The organism is Streptomyces shenzhenensis (genome assembly GCF_021462265.1).
GTDB lineage: Bacteria > Actinomycetota > Actinomycetes > Streptomycetales > Streptomycetaceae > Streptomyces > Streptomyces shenzhenensis.
The window spans coordinates 45,278-62,846 of the sequence record NZ_JAJONF010000028.1; the positions used below are offsets into that span (position 1 = coordinate 45,278).

Here is a 17,569-nt window from a genome sequence, read left to right on the forward strand (position 1 = left end):
CGGGGCGGCCGCATGCCGGGGTCCGGGTTTCGGGGGACGAGCGTCGGGGCAGCAGCCCGTGCTCCGCCGTTGATCTGACACCATTCCCCGGGGGCCCCGTTCGGCGGATGGACGGAGCTCGTTCGGAGAAGGTTGCGACCAGGGGACGGATGGGACCGCGCAGTGCGGGGCTACGAGAGCCAGGAGCGAGAGCCGGCGGCTGACGTCGACCACCTCTCTCGGTTCGAGGCCGAGATGAAACGGCTGAAGACCGAGCGGGAAAAGGCGATCCAGCATGCCGAGGACCTCGGCTACCAGGTCGAGGTGCTGCGCGCCAAGCTGCACGAGGCGCGGCGCACCATCATGTCCCGGCCCGCGTTCGACGGCGGCGACATCGGCTACCACGCCGAGCAGCTGCTGCGTAACGCCCAGATGCAGGCCGACCAGATCCGCCAGGAGGCGGAGCGGGTGGCCGCGGAGGCCCGGGCGCAGACCCAGCGGATCCTCCAGGAGCACGCCGAGCAGGCCGCGCGGCTCCAGGCCGAGCTGCACCAAGAGGCGGTGACCCGCCGCCAGCAGCTGGACCAGGAGCTGGCCGAGCGCCGGCAGACCGTCGAGTCGCACGTCAACGAGAACGTTTCGTGGGCCGAGCAGCTGCGGGCGCGCACGGAGTCGCAGGCCCGGCGGCTGCTCGACGAGTCGCGGGCCGAGGCCGAGCAGGCCATGGCCGCCGCCCGCGCCGAGGCCCAGCGGCTGACCGACGAGGCCCGGCAGCGGCTGACCAGCGACGCCGAGGCGGCCCGCGCGGAGGCCGAGCAGATCCTGCTGCGCGCCCGCCGGGACGCCGAGCGGCTGCTGAACGCCGCGTCCACCCAGGCCCAGGAGGCCACCGACCACGCGGAGCAGCTGCGCAACTCCACCGTGACGGAGTCGGACGCGGCCCGCCGGCAGGCGAGTGAGCTGAGCCGGGCCGCCGGGGAGCGGATGGCGGAGGCCGAGGAGGCGCTGCGCAAGGCGCAGTCCGAGGCCGAGAAGCTGGTCACCGAGGCCGAGGCGAACGCCGCGAAGGCGCTCTCCACCGCCGAGGCCACCAACCAGCAGCGCACCCAGACCGCCAAGGAGCAGGTGGCCAGGCTGGTCAGCGAGGCCACCAAGGAGGCGGAGGCCACCAAGGCGGACGCCGAGCAGGTCGTCGCGGACGCCAGGGCCGAGGCCGAGAAGATCATCGCGGAGGCGTCCGAGAAGGCCCGCAGCCTCACCGCCGAGGAGAGCGCCTCCCAGCTGGCGAAGGCCGCCAAGACCGCCGAGGACGTCCTCAACAAGGCCTCCGAGGAGGCCAAGCGGACCACGCGGGCCGCCGCCGAGGAGGCCGAGCGGATCCGCACCGAGGCGGAGGCCGAGGCGGACCGGCTGCGCGCCGAGGCGCACGACATCGCCGAGCAGCTCAAGGGCACGGCGAAGGACGACACCAAGGAGTACCGGGCCAAGACGGTCGAGCTGCAGGAAGAGGCCCGCCGGCTGCGCGGCGAGGCCGAGCAGCTGCGGTCCGACGCGGTCGCCGAGGGCGAGTCGATCCGCGCCGAGGCCCGGCGCGAGGCCGTGCAGCAGATCGAGGAGGCCGCCAAGTCCGCCGAGGAGCTGCTCGCCAAGGCCAAGGCCGACGCCGACGAGCTGCGGCAGACCGCGACCACGGACAGCGAGAAGGTCCGCACCGAGGCCATCGAGCGCGCGACCATGCTGCGCCGCCAGGCCGAGGAGACCCTGGAGCGCACCCGGCAGGAGGCCGACCGGCTCCGCGCGGAGGCCCAGGAGCAGTCCGAGGCGGTCCGGGCGGACGCCGAGCGGGCCGCGGCCGAGCTGCGCGAGGAGACCGAGCGGGGCGTCGAGGCCCGGCGCGCGGAGGCCGCCGAGGAGCTGACCCGGCTGCACGCCGAGGCCGAGGACCGGCTGGCGGCGGCCGAGCGGTCGCTGACCGAGGCGCGCGAGGAGGCCGGCCGGATCCGCCGGGAGGCCGCCGAGGAGATCGACCGGCTGCGCGGCGAGGCCGCGGAGCGGATCCGTACGCTCCAGCAGCAGGCCGAGACCGAGGCCCAGCGGCTGCGCGACGAGGCAGCCGCCGACGCGTCGGCATCGCGCGCGGAGGGCGAGAGCATCGCCGTACGGCTGCGGTCCGAGGCCGCGGCCGAGGCGGAGCGGCTCAAGCAGGAGGCCCAGGACAGCGCCGACCGGGTGCGCGCCGAGGCACAGGCGGCCGCCGAGCGGCTGTCCACGGAGGCGTCCGAGACGCTGGCCGCCGCCCAGGAGGAGGCCGCCCGCCGCCGCCGGGAGGCCGAGGAACTGCTCGGTTCGGCGCGCGAGGAGGCCGGCCAGGAGCGGGAGCGGGCCCGCGAGCAGAGCGAGGACCTGCTGGCCCAGGCGCGCAACCGGGTCGAGGAGGCGCAGACCGAGGCCGTACGCCTGGTCGAGGAGGCGGACCGGCGGGCCACCGAGATGGTGTCGGCCGCCGAACTCCACGCCCAGCAGGTACGGGACTCGGTCGCCGGGCTGCACGAGCAGGCACAGGAGGAGATCACCGGGCTGCGCTCGGCCGCCGAGCACGCCGCCGACCGTACCCGGCGGGAGGCCGAGGAGGAGGCGGACCGGGTCCGCGCCGACGCCTACGCCGAGCGGGAGCGGGCCAGCGAGGACGCGACCCGGATCCGGCGCGAGGCGGCCGAGGCGTCCGAGGCGGCCAAGGCGCTCGCCGAGCGGACCGTCGCCGACGCGATGACCGAGTCGGAGCGGCTGCGGTCCGACTCGGCCGCGCACGCCCAGCGGGTGCGCACCGAGGCCTCCGACACCATCGCCCAGGCCGACCAGGACGCCACGCGCACGCGTGCCGAGGCGCGTGAGGACGCCAACCGGATGCGTTCGGACGCGGCGACCCAGGCCGACACCCTCATCACCGAGGCGCGCAGCGAGGCCGAGCGGCTCCAGAACGAGACGATCGCGGAGGCCGACCGGGTCCGCGCGGACGCCATCGCCAAGGCGGAGAAGCTGATCGCGGACGCCAGCGGCGACGCGGAGCGGCTGCGCGCCGAGGCCGCCGAGACGGTCGGCTCCGCCCAGCTGCACGCCGACCGGACCCGTGCCGACGCCGAGCGGCTGAAGCGGGACGCGGAGGCCGAGGCCGAGCGGATGCTGGGCGCCGCCCGCGAGGAGTCCGACCGCACGCTCGACGAGGCCCGCAGGGACGCCAACAAGAGGCGTCAGGACGTGGCCGAGCAGGTCGACACGCTCATCAACGAGACCACCGCCGAGGCGGACAAGCTGCTCACCGAGGCGCAGCAGCAGGCGATGAAGACCACCGCGGACGCCGAGTCGCAGGCCGACACCATGGTGGGCGCGGCCCGCAAGGAGGCCGACCGGCTGGTGTCCGAGGCCACGGTCGAGGGCAACTCGCTGGTGGAGAGGGCCCGTACGGACGCGGACGAGCTGCTGGTCGGCGCCCGCCGGGACGCCACCGCCATCCGGGAGCGGGCCGAGGAGCTGCGCGACCGCATCACCGCCGAGATCGAGGAGCTGCACGAGCGGGCCCGCCGCGAGGCCGCCGAGACCATGAAGTCCACCGGCGACCGCTGTGACGCGCTCATCAAGGCCGCCGAGGAGCAGCTCGCCAAGGCCCAGGCCAAGGCCAAGGACCTGGTCTCGGAGGCCGGCTCCGAGGCGGGCAAGGTCCGCATCGCCGCCGTCAAGAAGGCCGAGGGGCTGCTCAAGGAGGCCGAGCTGAAGAAGGCCACGCTGATCCGGGAGGCCGAGGAGCTCAAGGCCGAGGCGATCCGCGAGGCCCGCCGCACGGTCGAGGAGGGCAAGCGCGAGCTGGAGATCCTGGAGCGCCGGCGGGAGAACATCAACGGCGAGATCTCCCGTGTCCAGGACGTCCTGGAGGCGTTGGAATCCTTCGAGGCTCCGTCCGCGAAGGAGGGCGGCGTCAAGGCGGGCAGTACGGTGGGGGCCCCTCGATCGGGTGGCAAGTCATCAGAAAGTTAGAAACCGAGGTCCGTTCTGTACTGTTCTGGTGCTTTTGAGTGAACCTTCGGCGGAGGCTTTGGCAAGTGATCTCACAGCCGGCCACCCAAAAGTGGTGTCATTCTCCAGATCAAACACGCATACGCTCGATGACACACCGCATCGGCCCCTAGGATTCCACCTATCACCTCACCGGTCTCACTCGACAGGAAACCCATGAGCGACACTTCCCCCTACGGCTTCGAGCTTGTGCGGCGTGGGTACGACCGCGCTCAGGTGGACGAACGGATCTCCAAGCTCGTCTCCGACCGTGACAGCGCTCTCGCCCGCATCACCGCTCTGGAAAAGCGCATCGAGGAACTCCACCTCGAAACGCAGAACGCCCAGGCCGCCGTCAGCGACGCGGAGCCCTCCTACGCCGGTCTCGGCGCGCGTGTCGAGAAGATCCTCCGCCTCGCCGAGGAGGAGGCGAAGGACCTGCGCGAGGAGGCCCGGCGGGCGGCCGAGCAGCACCGGGAGCTCGCCGAGTCGGCGGCCCAGCAGGTGCGCAACGACGCGGAGTCGTTCGCGGCGGAGCGCAAGGCCAAGTCCGAGGACGAGGGCGTCCGGATCGTCGAGAAGGCCAAGAGCGACGCCTCGCAGCTGCGCGCGGACGCGCAGAAGGACGCGCAGTCCAAGCGCGAGGAGGCGGACGCCCTCTTCGAGGAGACCCGTGCGAAGGCCGCGCAGGCCGCCGCCGACTTCGAGACGAACCTCGCCAAGCGCCGCGAGCAGTCCGAGCGTGACCTCGCCTCGCGTCAGCAGAAGGCGGAGAAGCGCCTCGCGGAGATCGAGCACCGCGCGGAGCAGCTGCGCCTGGAGGCCGAGAAGCTGCGCACCGACGCCGAGCGCCGGGCCCGCCAGACGGTCGAGACGGCTCAGCGTCAGGCCGAGGACATCGTCGCGGACGCGAACGCCAAGGCCGACCGGATCCGTTCGGAATCCGAGCGTGAGCTCGCCGCGCTGACGAACCGCCGCGACAGCATCAACGCCCAGCTGACCAACGTCCGCGAGATGCTGGCCACGCTGACCGGCGCCGCGGTGGCCGCCGCCAGCTCCCCGGCGGACGACGAGCCGATCTCCCGCGGGGTCCCGGCTCAGCAGTCCCGGTAACCCACCAGGTAGGAACGACTTCCGTCGTCGCACGAACGAAGGCCCGCATGTCCCTCGGGGGGTGCGGGCCTTCGTCGTGGGGCGTGGGGTTCCGTCACGGGCCCGGCGGCACCACTGCCCGCGGCCGCGTAGCGCCCCGTAGGGGGCACGGCCCCGTCCCACGCACCCGCAGGGGCGCACGGCTTCGTCCTGCCGGGGCGGACGGGCTGCCGGACGGCCCGGGTGTCCTTGCCCGTGCAACGTCGAGTCCGGGGCCCGGCCTCGCGGCAGGCGGGAAAAGCGTTGTCGGGTCGTGGGAGCCCGGTGGTGGACGTCCCGGATGCACAAGAGTCCGGAATTCGCCGAGCTGCTGCGGCCGGGGCCCGGTGGACTCCCTGAAGCTGGACGGCGACCGGCGCGTCTTCGACCGGCTCCTGGCCTGGGACCCGGAGGAGTAGGCCCCCGGCCCGCCCCGGACCTGCCGTACCCGACCCGGCCGCAGCAACTGAACCCCGCTCAGGTGGCAGCCCCCCTGAGGCGGTTCTAGCGTGGCCGCATGATCGAGCTGGCGGGCCTGACCAAACGCTACGGCGACAAGACGGCGGTCGACGACCTCACGTTCACCGTCAGACCCGGCATCGTGACCGGGTTCCTCGGACCCAACGGTGCCGGGAAGTCCACCACCATGCGGATGATCCTCGGGCTCGACCACCCCACGGCCGGCCGGGTGCGGATCGACGGCAAGCGGTACGAACAGCTCAAGGACCCGCTGACGTACATCGGGGCGCTGCTCGACGCCAAGGCCGTGCACGGCGGGCGCAGCGCCTTCAACCACCTGCTGTGCCTCGCCCAGAGCAACGGGATTCCGAGGGCGCGGGTGGCCGAGGTGCTGGACACGGTCGGGCTGACGGCGGTGGCGCGGAAGAAGGCCAAGGGGTTCTCGCTCGGGATGGGGCAGCGGCTCGGGATCGCGGGGGCGCTGCTCGGCGATCCGCGGATCCTGATGTTCGACGAGCCGGTGAACGGGCTCGACCCCGAGGGCATCCACTGGATCCGGACCTTGATGAAGACCCTCGCCGCCCAGGGCCGCACCGTGTTCGTCTCCTCCCACCTGATGAGCGAGATGGCACTGACCGCCGACCACCTCGTCGTCATCGGACAGGGCCGGCTGCTCGCCGACACCTCCATGGCGGACTTCATCCGGACGAACTCACGGTCGTACGTCCGGGTCCGCTCCCCGCAGCGCGAGCGGCTGCTCGACGTGCTGCACGGGGCCGGGATCACCGTCGTCGAGACGGGGACCGGAGCCCTGGAGGCGGAGGGCGGAAAGGCCGAACCGATCGGGGAGCTGGCCGCGCAGAACGGGATCGTGCTGCACGAGCTGAGCATCCAGCAGGCCTCTCTGGAGGAGGCGTTCATGCAGCTGACGGCGGAGTCCGTCGAGTACCACGCGCACACCGACTCGCCCCCGGTGCCACAGGCCTGGGGCACCGGCTGGGACAAGGGGGCATGACATGGCCGTCGTCACTCAGGTCGTACGGTCCGAGTGGACCAAGATCCGGTCCGTCGCCTCGACGGTGTGGACGCTGTCCCTGGCCGTGGTGGTCACCGTGGCCGTCGGGACGCTGCTCTCCGGGCTGGCGAACAGCCAGTTCTCCAAGATGCCCGCGCGGGAACGGCTCTCCTTCGACCCGACGAACATCAGCTTCGCCGGGATGACCCTCGGTCAGCTGGCGATGATCGTGTTCGGGGTGCTCGTGGTCTCCAACGAGTACAGCACCGGGATGATCAGGGTCTCGCTGGCCGCCGTGCCGGGGCGGGCCACCTTCCTGTTCAGCAAGATCGCGGTGGCGGCGGCCCTGGTGCTGGTGGTCGGCATGGTCACCAGCTTCGCCGCCTTCTTCCTGGGCCAGGCCATGCTCGGCTCCCACCGGGCCCATCTGGGAGATCCCGGGGTGCTGCGCGCGGTCGTCGGCGGCGGGCTCTACATGACGCTCATCGCGATGTTCTCCATGGGCGTGGCCGCGATGCTGCGCTCGCCGATGCTGTCGCTGGGCATCCTGATGCCGTTCTTCTTCCTGGTCTCCAACATCCTGGGCAACGTCGACGCGACCAAGAAGATCGGCCGGTTCCTGCCGGACCAGGCGGGCAGCCACATCATGCAGGTGGTGCCGAGGGTCGGCGACGACGTCCCGTACGGGCCCTGGGGCGGGCTCGGGATCATGGGGCTGTGGGTGATCGCCGCGCTGGCCGGCGGATACGTCCTGCTGAAGCGGCGCGACGCGCAGTGACCGGCCCTGCCGCCTCAAGTCTTTGCATGCTCTTGGCCGGAACCGTCAGCTCCCCGATATCCTCCTAACCCTTACGGGGGGCGACTGCCCCGCTGTCCTGATCCTTTCGATGGGTGCGGAGCATGATCGAGGCTGTAGGCCTGACCAAGCGCTACGGCGACAAGACCGCCGTGTACGACCTCTCCTTCCGGGTACGTCCCGGAGCCGTCACCGGCTTCCTCGGGCCGAACGGCTCGGGCAAGTCGACGACCATGCGGATGATCCTGGGGCTGGACAACCCGACCGCCGGCGCGGTGACGATCGGCGGCTACCCGTACCGCAAGCTCCCGAACGCCGCCCGCCAGGTCGGCGCGCTGCTCGACGCCAAGGCGGTGCACGGCGGCCGGTCCGCCCGTAACCACCTGCTCTCCCTGGCCCAGCTCTCCGCCATCCCGGCCCGCCGGGTCGACGAGGTGCTCCGGGTGGTGGGCCTCCAGGACGTGGCCGGAAAGCGCTCCAAGGGCTTCTCGCTCGGCATGGGCCAGCGCCTGGGCATCGCCGCCGCGCTGCTCGGCGACCCCCAGGTGCTGCTCTTCGACGAGCCGGTCAACGGCCTCGATCCCGAGGGCATCCTCTGGGTGCGCAACCTGATGAAGTCCCTGGCCGCCGAGGGCCGCACGGTCTTCGTCTCCTCCCATCTGATGAGCGAGATGGCGCTGACCGCCGACCATCTCATCGTCATCGGCCGGGGCCAGCTGCTCGCCGACATGAGCGTGACGGACTTCATCTCGGCCAACTCCGCCGACTTCGCCCGCGTGCGCACCCCGGACACCGAGCCGCAGTTGCGCGAGAAGCTCAGCTCGGCCCTGACCGAGGCCGGCGGCCATGTCCTGCCGGAGCAGGACGGCGCGCTCAGGGTGACCGGGCTGCCGCTGCCCCGGATCAGCGACCTCGCGCACGAGGCGGACGTACGGCTGTGGGAGCTGTCCCCGCACCAGGCCTCGCTCGAGGAGGCCTACATGCGGATGACGCAGGGCGCCGTCGACTACCGCTCCAGCATCGACCAGAAGGCCGGCCTCCAGCAGCTCCTGCCGCCCGGCGCCCAGCCGCCGATGCCGGTGCCCGGACAGGGCCAGCCGGGCTGGTACGCCCCACCGCCGCCCCAGCAGGGCGGCCAGCCGTTCGCAGGGCCGTACGGCGCGCCGGGGGCGCCCGTCGCACCGCCGGGCGGGTTCGGCTCGCCGCAGGGCCCCTACGGGGCTCCGCAGGCCGCTCCGAACCCCTACGCGCAGCCGGCACCCGCGCCCGCGCCCGGACCGGCGCAGCCGGCTCCCGCCGCCGCGCCCGTTCCCGCCCCCGCCGACCTGACCAAGCCCGAGGACGCCCGATGAGCACCCACCAGCCTCCGCTGCCGCAGGCGGCGCCCGGCGGTTCGTACCCCGGTTACATCTCGCCGATCCCGGTGGTGCGCACCCACCTCGGGCACGCCATCGCGTCCGAGTGGACGAAGATCAGGTCGGTGCGTTCGACGATGTGGACGCTCGGCGTCTTCGTCCTGCTGGTGGTCGGCATCGGCCTGCTGGCCGGCGCTCTGGTCAGCAACTCCTCCTCGTCCGGCGACCTGTCCGGCGCCAGCGCGCTGTCGCTCGGCTTCTTCGGGCTGCTGCTCGGCAGCATGTGCATCATCACGCTCGGCGTGCTGACGACCGCCTCGGAGTACGGCACGGGCATGATCCGTACGACGATGGTGGCCTGCCCCTCCCGCGCGCGCGTGCTGGTGGCGAAGGCGATCGTCTTCTTCTCGGTCGCGTTCGTGATCACCCTCGCGGCCAGCGCCTTCGTGGCCATGACGCAGGTGTCGATGCTGGACGGCGTGACCCGGACCCCGACCAGCGGGGAATGGCTGAAGGGAACCGTCGGCGTCAGCCTCTACATCGCGCTGCTCGGGCTGCTCTCGCTGATCATCGGCTCGGTCATCCGGCACTCGGCGGGTGCCGTCACCATCATGATCGGCGCGGTGCTCGCCCCGCTGGTGATCGCGCTGTTCATGTTCTCGTCGTCGCTGGAGAAGGTGCGTACGGCCCTGTTCGAGTACTCGATCCCGAACCAGCTGAGCGTCTTCTACTCCAACTCCCTCGGCGATTCCGGCCCTTCGGGCTGGGACCCGCTGTGGATCATCCTGGGTGTGACGGCCGTCGCGTTCGCGGGCGCGTACGCGCTGCTGGAGAAGCGGGACGTGTAGGACAGGTCGGGACGAACCGCTCGTACCGACCGTAGGGCGCTCAGAACTTCGGCGCGTTCCGGGACCGCTGCATCCGTGTGGTGCGGCGGTCCTTCGCGTTCCAGCAGGCCTTGTGCCAGTGCCGGCGCTCGTCCACGCCCGAGTGCTCCGGCCAGGCCACCACGTGCGGAACGCCGGAGGGGATCATCTGGTCGCACCCCGGGCAGCGGTACGTCTTGCCGACCGCGCTGGCGCCCGCCACGTGCCGCACGCTCCACTCCTCGCCCTGCCAGCTCTCGGTGGACTGCCAGCCGCCGTAGCGGTCCGCGCGGTCGTCCTCGGCGCTCCGGCCGGACGAGGCCGCTCCGTTCGGGCCCTTGGGTCGGTTGCGACGCGGGGACACGGGACACCTCTCGGGGCTATACAGGGAGCACGGGCTGTGTCCAGCCTACGACGCGCGCACGCGGGTACGCGTAGGGCACCAACCCGCACAAGTCCCCCTCCAGGGCGACCCATTCTCCAGACAATCCGTAAATCTCCCCGCCAGGCCGTGTCCTCGGCACGTGTCAGACGGTTATGCCCGGTAGGGGGAGCTCCGGGTCGGAGCCAGGAAAGCAGGAAGAAACGATGCGCGTAGGTAGTTTTGTGCTGGCCGCCCAGTTCCCGGGCCAGGGCCAGGGGGAGGCCCTGCACCGGGCGGTGCGCACCGCCGAGGTGGCCGAGGAGTCCGGTCTGGACGCGGTCTGGCTGGCCGAGCACCACTTCGTGCCGTACGGCACGTGTCCGTCGGCGGTCACCCTGGCGGCTCTGCTGCTGGGCCGCACCCGGCGGCTGCGGGTCGGTACGGCGGTGAGCGTACTGCCCACCGTCCACCCGGTCGCCCTCGGCGAGCAGGCCGCGCTGCTGCACGTGACGAGCGGCGGCCGCTTCACGCTCGGGGTGGGGCGGGGCGGCCCGTGGGTGGACCTGGAGGTCTTCGGATCCGGCCTGGAGGCGTACGAACAGGGCTTTCCCGAATCACTCGATCTGCTGATGCGCTGGCTGCGCGAACCGGCCGTGTCGGCCTCCGGGCCGCGCTACTCGTTCCGTGAAGTCCCCGTCGTACCGCGCCCGTCGGAGGCGCTGACGGAGGTGCCCGGGCCGGAGGTGGTGGTCGCCTGCACCTCCCCGGCGAGCATCCGGCTGGCCGCGGAGCGGGGGTTGCCGATGCTGCTCGGCATGCACGTCGGCGACGAGGAGAAGGCCGAAATGGTCGCGTTGTGGCGGCAGCACGCGAAGGCGGCCGGGCGGCCGGGCGACGAGATCGCCGGGGCGGCCCATGTCTCGGCCGGCGTCTGCCAGATCGCGGACCGCCGCGCCGACGCCGCGGAGACGCTGACGAAGGCGATGCCGGGCTGGCTGAAACAGGGACTGGAAGCCCATGTGACGGTGGACGGCCGCCCCCGGTCGATGCGGGATCCGCTCGCGTACACCGAACTGCTCTGCGGACTCCACCCGGTGGGCACCCCGCGGCTGTGCGTCGACCGGCTGGCCGCGACCTCCGAACGGACCGGCATCTCCCGTTTCGCCCTGCTGACCGAAGGCTCGGGGGATCTGACGGCCACCGAGGAGAACGTACGACGGCTGGGTGCCGAGGTACTGCCGCACCTCCGGTGACTCACCGCCGCGGGGAGCTTGCCGCCCCAGTGACTGATGCACCTCCCGCGTGTGGAGCGGCAAGCAAGCGGCTCACTGCGTCAGCAGTGCCGGAGCACGGCGTCAGCAGTCCCGTAGTTCCGGGGACTGGTTCAGCAACTGATTGCGTACAGAGGTGAAGCGGGCCAGCGTCTCGTCGACCGAGGCGTCCAGCGGGAACACCGCCACACGGTGGCAGTTCTGGAAGGCCAGCCGCACACCGAAGTGCCGCTGCAGGGCGCCGCGTATGGCGTCACTCGCGAGCGCACGCAGCAGCTGACCGCGTGCCTGCTCGTCCGGCGGGGGCGTCTGGTTGTCGGCGAACTGGCCGCCGTCCACCTTCAGCTGGGCCACCAGGGAGCTGATCATCTCCCATGCGTAGGGCAGGGAGGTCCGGACGCAGTCGACGAAATCCGCTTCGTCGACCTCGCCTCGCTCGGCCTGTTCGAGTAGGGCCGGTGAGACGTCGAGCGACATGGGTACTCCTCTCGCACCCCCGAACAGCAGGGGTTGGCGGACAGGTAAGGGAGTTCGCGATGCCAGACACGCTGAGTACACACTCCGCGACCTCCCGTTTACTACCGTAGGCAACGTACGGGGGCCCCACCAGGAGATTGCGTATATGCGACGGTCTCTTCAGGCACACAATCGGCCAGATTTGAACAGACGTGTGCAGGAGACTCTTCAGGACCGGTCACGGGGCGGACCCGGGGCGCGCCGGAGAGGGGCTGGAGAGGGCTGGGCGAATCGCGTCGAGGGCGGCGCGTCGAGTAGCGTTGCCGACCATGCGTCTCGTCATCGCCCGGTGCTCCGTCGACTACGCCGGCCGGCTCACCGCCCACCTCCCCTCCGCTCCCCGTCTGATCCTGGTCAAGGCGGACGGCAGTGTCTCGATCCACGCGGACGACCGGGCCTACAAGCCCCTCAACTGGATGTCGCCGCCGTGCACCCTCAAGGAGGGGGCGGGTGACGAGGACGGCGTCTGGACCGTCATCAACAAGGCGGGCGAGAAGCTCATCATCACGATGGAGGAGGTCCTGCACGACTCCTCGCACGAGCTGGGCGTCGACCCGGGCCTGATCAAGGACGGCGTGGAAGCGCACCTGCAGGAGCTGCTGGCCGACCGCATCGAGACGCTCGGCGACGGCTACACCCTCATCCGCCGCGAGTACATGACGGCGATCGGGCCGGTGGACATCCTCTGCCGCGACGCCGAGGGCCAGACCGTGGCCATCGAGATCAAACGCCGCGGCGAGATCGACGGCGTCGAACAGCTCACCCGCTACCTGGAACTCCTCAACCGCGACCCCCACCTCGCCCCCGTCCGCGGTATCTTCGCGGCCCAGGAGATCAAGCCCCAGGCGAAGGTCCTCGCCACCGACCGCGGCATCGGCTGCACCATCCTCGACTACAACGCCCTACGAGGCATCGAGGACGACAAACTCCGCCTGTTCTGACCGGGCCCGGCAAGCCACGCCGACCCTCCACCGGGCCCGACAGGCTGCGCCCGCTCCGAGCTGGGCGGACAAGCCACACCCGTGTCGAGAACTGCCGCAGGCCACCCCGCCGAAGGCACCGCGACGACGCTCAGCCCGCACGGCGGTGACCGGCGGCACCGAGCCGACCCGAGCCGCGGTCGGCACCGCCGGTTCGCATCGCCGTCGTCGCACGCCCTCGCGGCGGCATCGGAGAGGACCGTGGGCCTCCCGCACGCGGACCACGGCACGCCCACCCACCCCAAAACCGCCGCGACGACGCTCAGCCCGCACGGCGGTGACCGGCGGTGCCGGACCGGCCCGAGCCGGGTTCGGCACCGCCGGTTCCCGTCGCCGTGGTTGCGCGCCGTCGCGGCGGTAATTGGAGGGCGCGCGTGGGACGCCCTGGGCCTCAGATCAGCGTGCCGGTCGACGCTCCGCCGTCGCTGCCCTGCGACGCGCTCGACGTCGTGACGCTCGGGGAGTTGGAGGCGGGGCCGCTCGCCGAGTTGGTGGTGCTCGGCGTGCTGGACGGGGACGGCGAGGGCGACGGCGACTCGCTCGGCGGCGGCGACGACTTCGACGGGCTCGGTGACGGCGACGGTGACGCCGACTTCGAGGGAGACGCAGACGGCGAGTGCGTCGTACCGCCGCCGGACGACCCCTTCGTGCCCGTGGCCGAAGCCGAGGGCGTCGGCGTGTCCGAGGGCGCGCTCGGGTCGTCCGACGTGCCCAGGGTGCCGTCCGGACCCGGATTCGTCGGCTTGCTCGTGGCCGTGCCCGTGTCCCCCGCGCCCGACGTCTGCCCGGGGTCGGCGCCGAGGCTGCCGTCGCCCGTGCCCTCGCTCGCCGACGGGTTGACGCTCACGTTGTTGGACGGATTGTCGGCGTTGTCCTGGGAGGTCATGCCGAGCCCCACCACCGTGCCGAGGACCGCGGTGAGCAGGACGCCCGCCCCCACCCCCACCAGGTTGCGGCGCGCCATGCGCACGAGGCCGCCGCCCTGGGCCGGAGCCGGTTCGGCCGGGACCCGTGGGGTCACGATCGTGTCCAGGACCGGCGAGTGGACCGCAGGGAAGGGTGTCGTGCCCCCGCCCGCCGGGGACATGAACCCCTCGTGGCGGGCGTCGGTTGTCTCGTCGGCCGCCGTCGCGGCGAGGGCCGGAAGGGCATCGCCCGAGCGGTCGGCCACCAGGGCGAGGGCCCGTCGGCCCGCCGTCGTGCCCCGCTTGTCGGAGAGCGCCCCGCGCAGGCCGAGCGAGGCCTCCAGCTCGGCCCGCGCCCGGTCCAGCTGGTCGCCGCAGAGCGCGAGTATGCCGAGTTCGTGGTGGAAGTAGGCCTGATCGCCGACCTCACCGGACAGCCGGGCGGCCTCCGCCCCGGCCCGCAGCGCCCGTTCCCAGGCACTCCACCGCAGCCCCGCGGCGAACGCGGGCGCGGCCGTGCGGGCCAGTCGTACCGGCGTGCTCTCCTCGTCCTCCTTCGGCGGCACCGTCGCGGGGACCACCGCCGTCAGGGCGGCGAGGACCGCGTCGGCCTCGGCGCAGACCCGCTCGGGGGTGACCGAGGGGTGCCCGGCCCACCAGCTGTAGTGCTGGGCGGCGGTGAGGGCCTGGGCCGTCGCGCCGTCGGCGTATCCGGCGGCCTCCAGCTGCTGCAGGACGCCCGCGGCCAGCCGGTAGCGGGAGCCGACCGGGGAGACCAGTCCGCAGCCCGCCAGTTCGCCGAGGGCCGCGTCCGCGTGGGTGTCGCCGATGAGGGCCGGCAGGTGCGCCTGGTGGGGCACCTCGCCGCCCAGGGCGACCGCGAAGCGCAGGGTGGCCCGGGCGGAGGCGCTGAGCCGCGAGGCGAGCAGCGGAGCGGCCGCGGCGGCCTCGCCGAGGGACGGCAGGGGGGACGCTTCGGCGGCCTCGGTGTCGAAGGACGCCTCGGCCGGGAGATCGGACGGGCCGGACAGGCCTGCCAGATCGGACAGGCCGGCCGCGAAGACGCCGAACTCGTCGACGGCGCCCGTGCTGGCCCGCAGCTGGTCGCGCTGGCGCAGCAGCGCGCCGGCCTGGACGAACCGCAGCGGCAGGCCCTCGGACTCGAACCAGAGGTCGCCGGCCCAGTTGGCCTCCTCCTCGGTGAGCACCCGGCCGACCGCGCGCTCCAGGATGTCGACGCCACCGGCCCGCTCCAGGCCGCTGAGGAAGACCTCCTCGACGGCGGAGTCGGCGGCGGGCGCCGGCACGTCCGGGGTTGCGCCGATCAGGAAGGCGCACTCGGGAGTGGCGTCGATCAGCTCGTCGAGCCCGGCGCCGCCGAACTCGATGTCGTCGATGACGACGACCGCGCCGATGTCCCGGACCAGTTCGAGGAGTTCGTCGTGGACGGGGCGGTGCGCGGGCGCCTTGTAGACGGCGTGGAAGAGGTCGCGGAGCAGGTCGTCGGGCGTGCGGTGGAAGCCGTCGAGGCGGACCACGCCGTCGGGGGCGAGGTCGGAGCAGTCGTCGGCGACCAGGTCGAGGAGCGCGGTGCGGCCGGAGCCCGCGGGTCCGGTGAGGCGCACGGAGCGGCCGCGGGCGAGGAGCCGGACGAGCCGCTCGCGGTCGTCCTGGCGCTCCAGGAGCGGCAGTTCGGGCCGGGCGGGACCGGCCGGCACCGGCGGCCGGGCGGCGCGCTCGTAGTCGGCGCGCTCGGCGGCGGTGCGCTTCTCGGGCCTGGCCGGGCGCTCGGTCGGCGGGCAGGGCTCTATCTCACTGCCGTCGACGGGGTTGACGGTCAGCAGGAACTCGCCGCTGACCAGCCGTGTGACGCGGGCCGCCGCCGTCGCACTCTGGCCGAAGTCGGTGGTGAGGGATTCCCTGGGCGGGCGCTGGCGCGGCGTGCTGCCTCCGCCGGTCTCGAACAGGCTCGACCGGGAGGCACCCCCGTCGTCGTGGCCGTACCCCTCGGGTCCCGGGTTGATCGGATCCATAGGTTCCTAGCCCCCCAAAAGCGTCGTGTGCCGTGCATACCGGCCCCTCCCGGCCTTTGCACACCGCGCTGTCGCTTCTGGTCCGGGCCCGCGCTCGAAGGATGGCAAGGGCGGCGGGCGACCGAACCTTAAACCTTGGCACAGTATCTACGACAGTCCGGGGTACCGCGCCGTCCGAGACATCACGGTCTCGTGAGGATTGCGTCTGACGTGCGCTTGCGCGCCGTCCGACCGGGTGACCCCGGGCGCCCGGTTCACACCGGATCGCCGTGTCCCCGTGGTCTGCCGCCCCGCGAGAGCCCCGTCCCCGGCGGAGGGCCGGGTCCGGGCGGTTCGCCGGGTGACGGCGGACCGTCCTGTCCCGGCGGTTCGCGGCCGCACAGCCGGTCACCGGGTCTCGGTCACACCCGGGGCAGCGACTCCACCCCGATCCCTCCCTCGATCGCCAGGATCCGGTGCAGCCGGGTGGCCACCAGCAGGCGCTGCATCTGCGGCGGTACGTCGCGCAGCACCAGGCGGCGGCCGCAGCGGCCGGCCCGCCGGTGGGCACCCATGATCACCCCGAGTCCGGTGGCGTCCCAGGAGTCCAGCTCGGACAGGTCAAGCACCAGGTCGCCGACTCCGTCGTCGACGGCCGAGTGCAGGACCGTACGGGCGTCCGCCGCGCTGCGGACGTCGAGGCGGCCCCCGACGACCAGCTCGGCGTGGTCGCCCCTGATGTACATATGCGCTCCCCGAGAGTGCGTGTCCTACTCCGTAAAAGTGTTGTCCGGTAATGCAACGTCTGACGGCGTTCGCCGGTCAGAGGTTGCCATCTGTAAGCGAACCGATACCGAATTCACCCCCAAGGGTGAAACCTTGGGGTTGTGCGTGGTGAGGGGGTGGTCAGAGGGCCCATGTACTGGTGTCTCAGTACGTGTAGAACCCCTGCCCGCTCTTGCGTCCGATGTCACCGGCGTCAACCATCCGGCGCATCAGCTCCGGCGGGGCGAACTTCTCGTCCTGCGACTCGGTGTAGATGTTGCTGGTGGCGTGCAGCAGGATGTCGACGCCGGTGAGGTCGGCCGTGGCCAGCGGGCCCATGGCGTGCCCGAAGCCCAGCTTGCAGGCGAGGTCGATGTCCTCGGCGGTGGCGACGCCCGACTCGTACAGCTTGGTGGCCTCGACGACGAGCGCCGAGATCAGCCGGGTCGTCACGAAGCCGGCGACGTCGCGGTTGACGACGATGCAGGTCTTGCCGGTGGACTCGGCGAACTCCCGTGCGGTGGCGAGGGTTTCGTCACTCGTCTTGTAGCCGCGGACCAGTTCCACGAGCTGCATCATGGGCACCGGCGAGAAGAAGTGGACGCCGACGACGCGCTCGGGGTGCTCGGTGGCCGCCGCGATCTTGGTGATCGGGATGGCGGAGGTGTTGGAGGCGAGCACGGCCTCCGGGCGCACGATCTTGTCGAGCGCGCGGAAGATCTCGTGCTTGACTTCCAGCTTCTCGAAGACGGCCTCGACCACGATGTCCGCGTCGGCGGCCGCGTCCAGGTCGGTGGTCGTGGTGATGCGGGCCAGGGCGGCGTCGGCGTCGTGCGCCTCCAGTTTGCCCTTGCTCACGAACTTGTCGTACGAGGCCTGGATGCCGCCGACGGCACGGTTCAGTGCCTCGTCGGTGACGTCGCGCAGGACCACGTCCCACCCGGCCTGTGCGGCGACCTGGGCGATGCCGGAACCCATCAAGCCGGCTCCGATGACGGCAAGCTTCCGTGCCACTCCGCTCCCCTTACACGCTGTTGAGGTATGCCTCTTGGGCGGGACCCTAGCGCCCGTCGGGGGCCGGGAAACCCGGTAAGTAACGCGTGTCACG

13 protein-coding genes are annotated in these 17,569 nt (G+C 72.2%); 8 read left to right on the forward strand and 5 right to left on the reverse strand.

Features of this window, described 5'->3' with window-relative positions:
• The first annotated feature begins 162 nt into the window (after window positions 1-162).
• The 6 genes from scy to LQ326_RS30275 all read left to right on the forward strand — a co-directional run bounded on the left by scy (window position 163) and on the right by LQ326_RS30275 (window position 9,630).
• The gene (gene scy, locus LQ326_RS30250) at window positions 163-4,008 is read left to right on the forward strand and encodes a polarized growth protein Scy (RefSeq protein ID WP_234542225.1); all 3,846 of its coding nucleotides are present in this window, start codon (window positions 163-165) and stop codon (window positions 4,006-4,008) included.
• A gap of 195 nt (window positions 4,009-4,203) precedes the next feature.
• Window positions 4,204-5,139, forward strand: a complete 936-nt coding sequence (locus LQ326_RS30255; RefSeq protein ID WP_234542226.1) for a coiled-coil domain-containing protein — start codon at window positions 4,204-4,206, stop codon at window positions 5,137-5,139.
• A gap of 535 nt (window positions 5,140-5,674) precedes the next feature.
• Window positions 5,675-6,631: an ABC transporter ATP-binding protein gene (locus tag LQ326_RS30260; protein ID WP_234542227.1), complete on the forward strand. Its 957-nt coding sequence runs from the start codon at window positions 5,675-5,677 to the stop codon at window positions 6,629-6,631.
• 1 nt (window position 6,632) lies between these two features.
• Window positions 6,633-7,409, forward strand: coding sequence for an ABC transporter permease (locus LQ326_RS30265; RefSeq protein WP_234542228.1), 777 nt, complete (start codon window positions 6,633-6,635; stop codon window positions 7,407-7,409).
• A 122-nt stretch (window positions 7,410-7,531) separates the two neighbouring features.
• On the forward strand, window positions 7,532-8,779 hold the full coding sequence (locus LQ326_RS30270) for an ABC transporter ATP-binding protein (RefSeq protein ID WP_234542229.1): 1,248 nt from the start codon (window positions 7,532-7,534) through the stop codon (window positions 8,777-8,779).
• Complete coding sequence (locus LQ326_RS30275; RefSeq protein WP_234542230.1) at window positions 8,776-9,630, forward strand: ABC transporter permease; 855 nt, start codon at window positions 8,776-8,778, stop codon at window positions 9,628-9,630. The genes LQ326_RS30270 and LQ326_RS30275 overlap by 4 nt, the downstream gene beginning before the upstream one ends.
• 40 nt (window positions 9,631-9,670) lie before the next feature.
• On the opposite strand, the gene LQ326_RS30280 is transcribed toward LQ326_RS30275, so the two are convergent.
• Complete coding sequence (locus tag LQ326_RS30280) at window positions 9,671-10,012, reverse strand: Rv1322 family protein (protein WP_234542231.1); 342 nt, start codon at window positions 10,010-10,012, stop codon at window positions 9,671-9,673.
• A 224-nt stretch (window positions 10,013-10,236) separates the two neighbouring features.
• Between LQ326_RS30280 and LQ326_RS30285 the strand changes: the two genes are divergently transcribed.
• Window positions 10,237-11,265 carry an LLM class flavin-dependent oxidoreductase gene (locus LQ326_RS30285; protein WP_234542232.1) on the forward strand — a complete coding sequence of 343 codons (1,029 nt, stop codon included), beginning with the start codon at window positions 10,237-10,239 and terminating at the stop codon, window positions 11,263-11,265.
• 102 nt (window positions 11,266-11,367) lie between these two features.
• On the opposite strand, the gene LQ326_RS30290 is transcribed toward LQ326_RS30285, so the two are convergent.
• On the reverse strand, window positions 11,368-11,760 hold the full coding sequence (locus LQ326_RS30290; RefSeq protein ID WP_181807263.1) for an SCO5389 family protein: 393 nt from the start codon (window positions 11,758-11,760) through the stop codon (window positions 11,368-11,370).
• A gap of 308 nt (window positions 11,761-12,068) precedes the next feature.
• Between LQ326_RS30290 and nucS the strand changes: the two genes are divergently transcribed.
• Entirely contained in the window at window positions 12,069-12,740 is a 672-nt protein-coding gene (nucS, locus tag LQ326_RS30295) for an endonuclease NucS (protein WP_234542233.1), read from the forward strand.
• 430 nt (window positions 12,741-13,170) lie between these two features.
• Here nucS and LQ326_RS30300 read toward each other — a convergent pair whose 3' ends face one another.
• The 3 genes from LQ326_RS30300 to LQ326_RS30310 all read right to left on the reverse strand — a co-directional run bounded on the left by LQ326_RS30300 (window position 13,171) and on the right by LQ326_RS30310 (window position 17,475).
• Window positions 13,171-15,717: an ATP-binding protein gene (locus tag LQ326_RS30300; RefSeq protein ID WP_234542234.1), complete on the reverse strand. Its 2,547-nt coding sequence runs from the start codon at window positions 15,715-15,717 to the stop codon at window positions 13,171-13,173.
• Between the two features lie 401 nt (window positions 15,718-16,118).
• A complete protein-coding gene (locus LQ326_RS30305; protein WP_031040714.1) occupies window positions 16,119-16,442 on the reverse strand; it encodes an STAS domain-containing protein in 324 nt (107 codons plus the stop codon).
• Between the two features lie 184 nt (window positions 16,443-16,626).
• On the reverse strand, window positions 16,627-17,475 hold the full coding sequence (locus LQ326_RS30310; RefSeq protein WP_234542235.1) for a 3-hydroxyacyl-CoA dehydrogenase family protein: 849 nt from the start codon (window positions 17,473-17,475) through the stop codon (window positions 16,627-16,629).
• Between the last annotated feature and the right edge of the window lie 94 nt (window positions 17,476-17,569).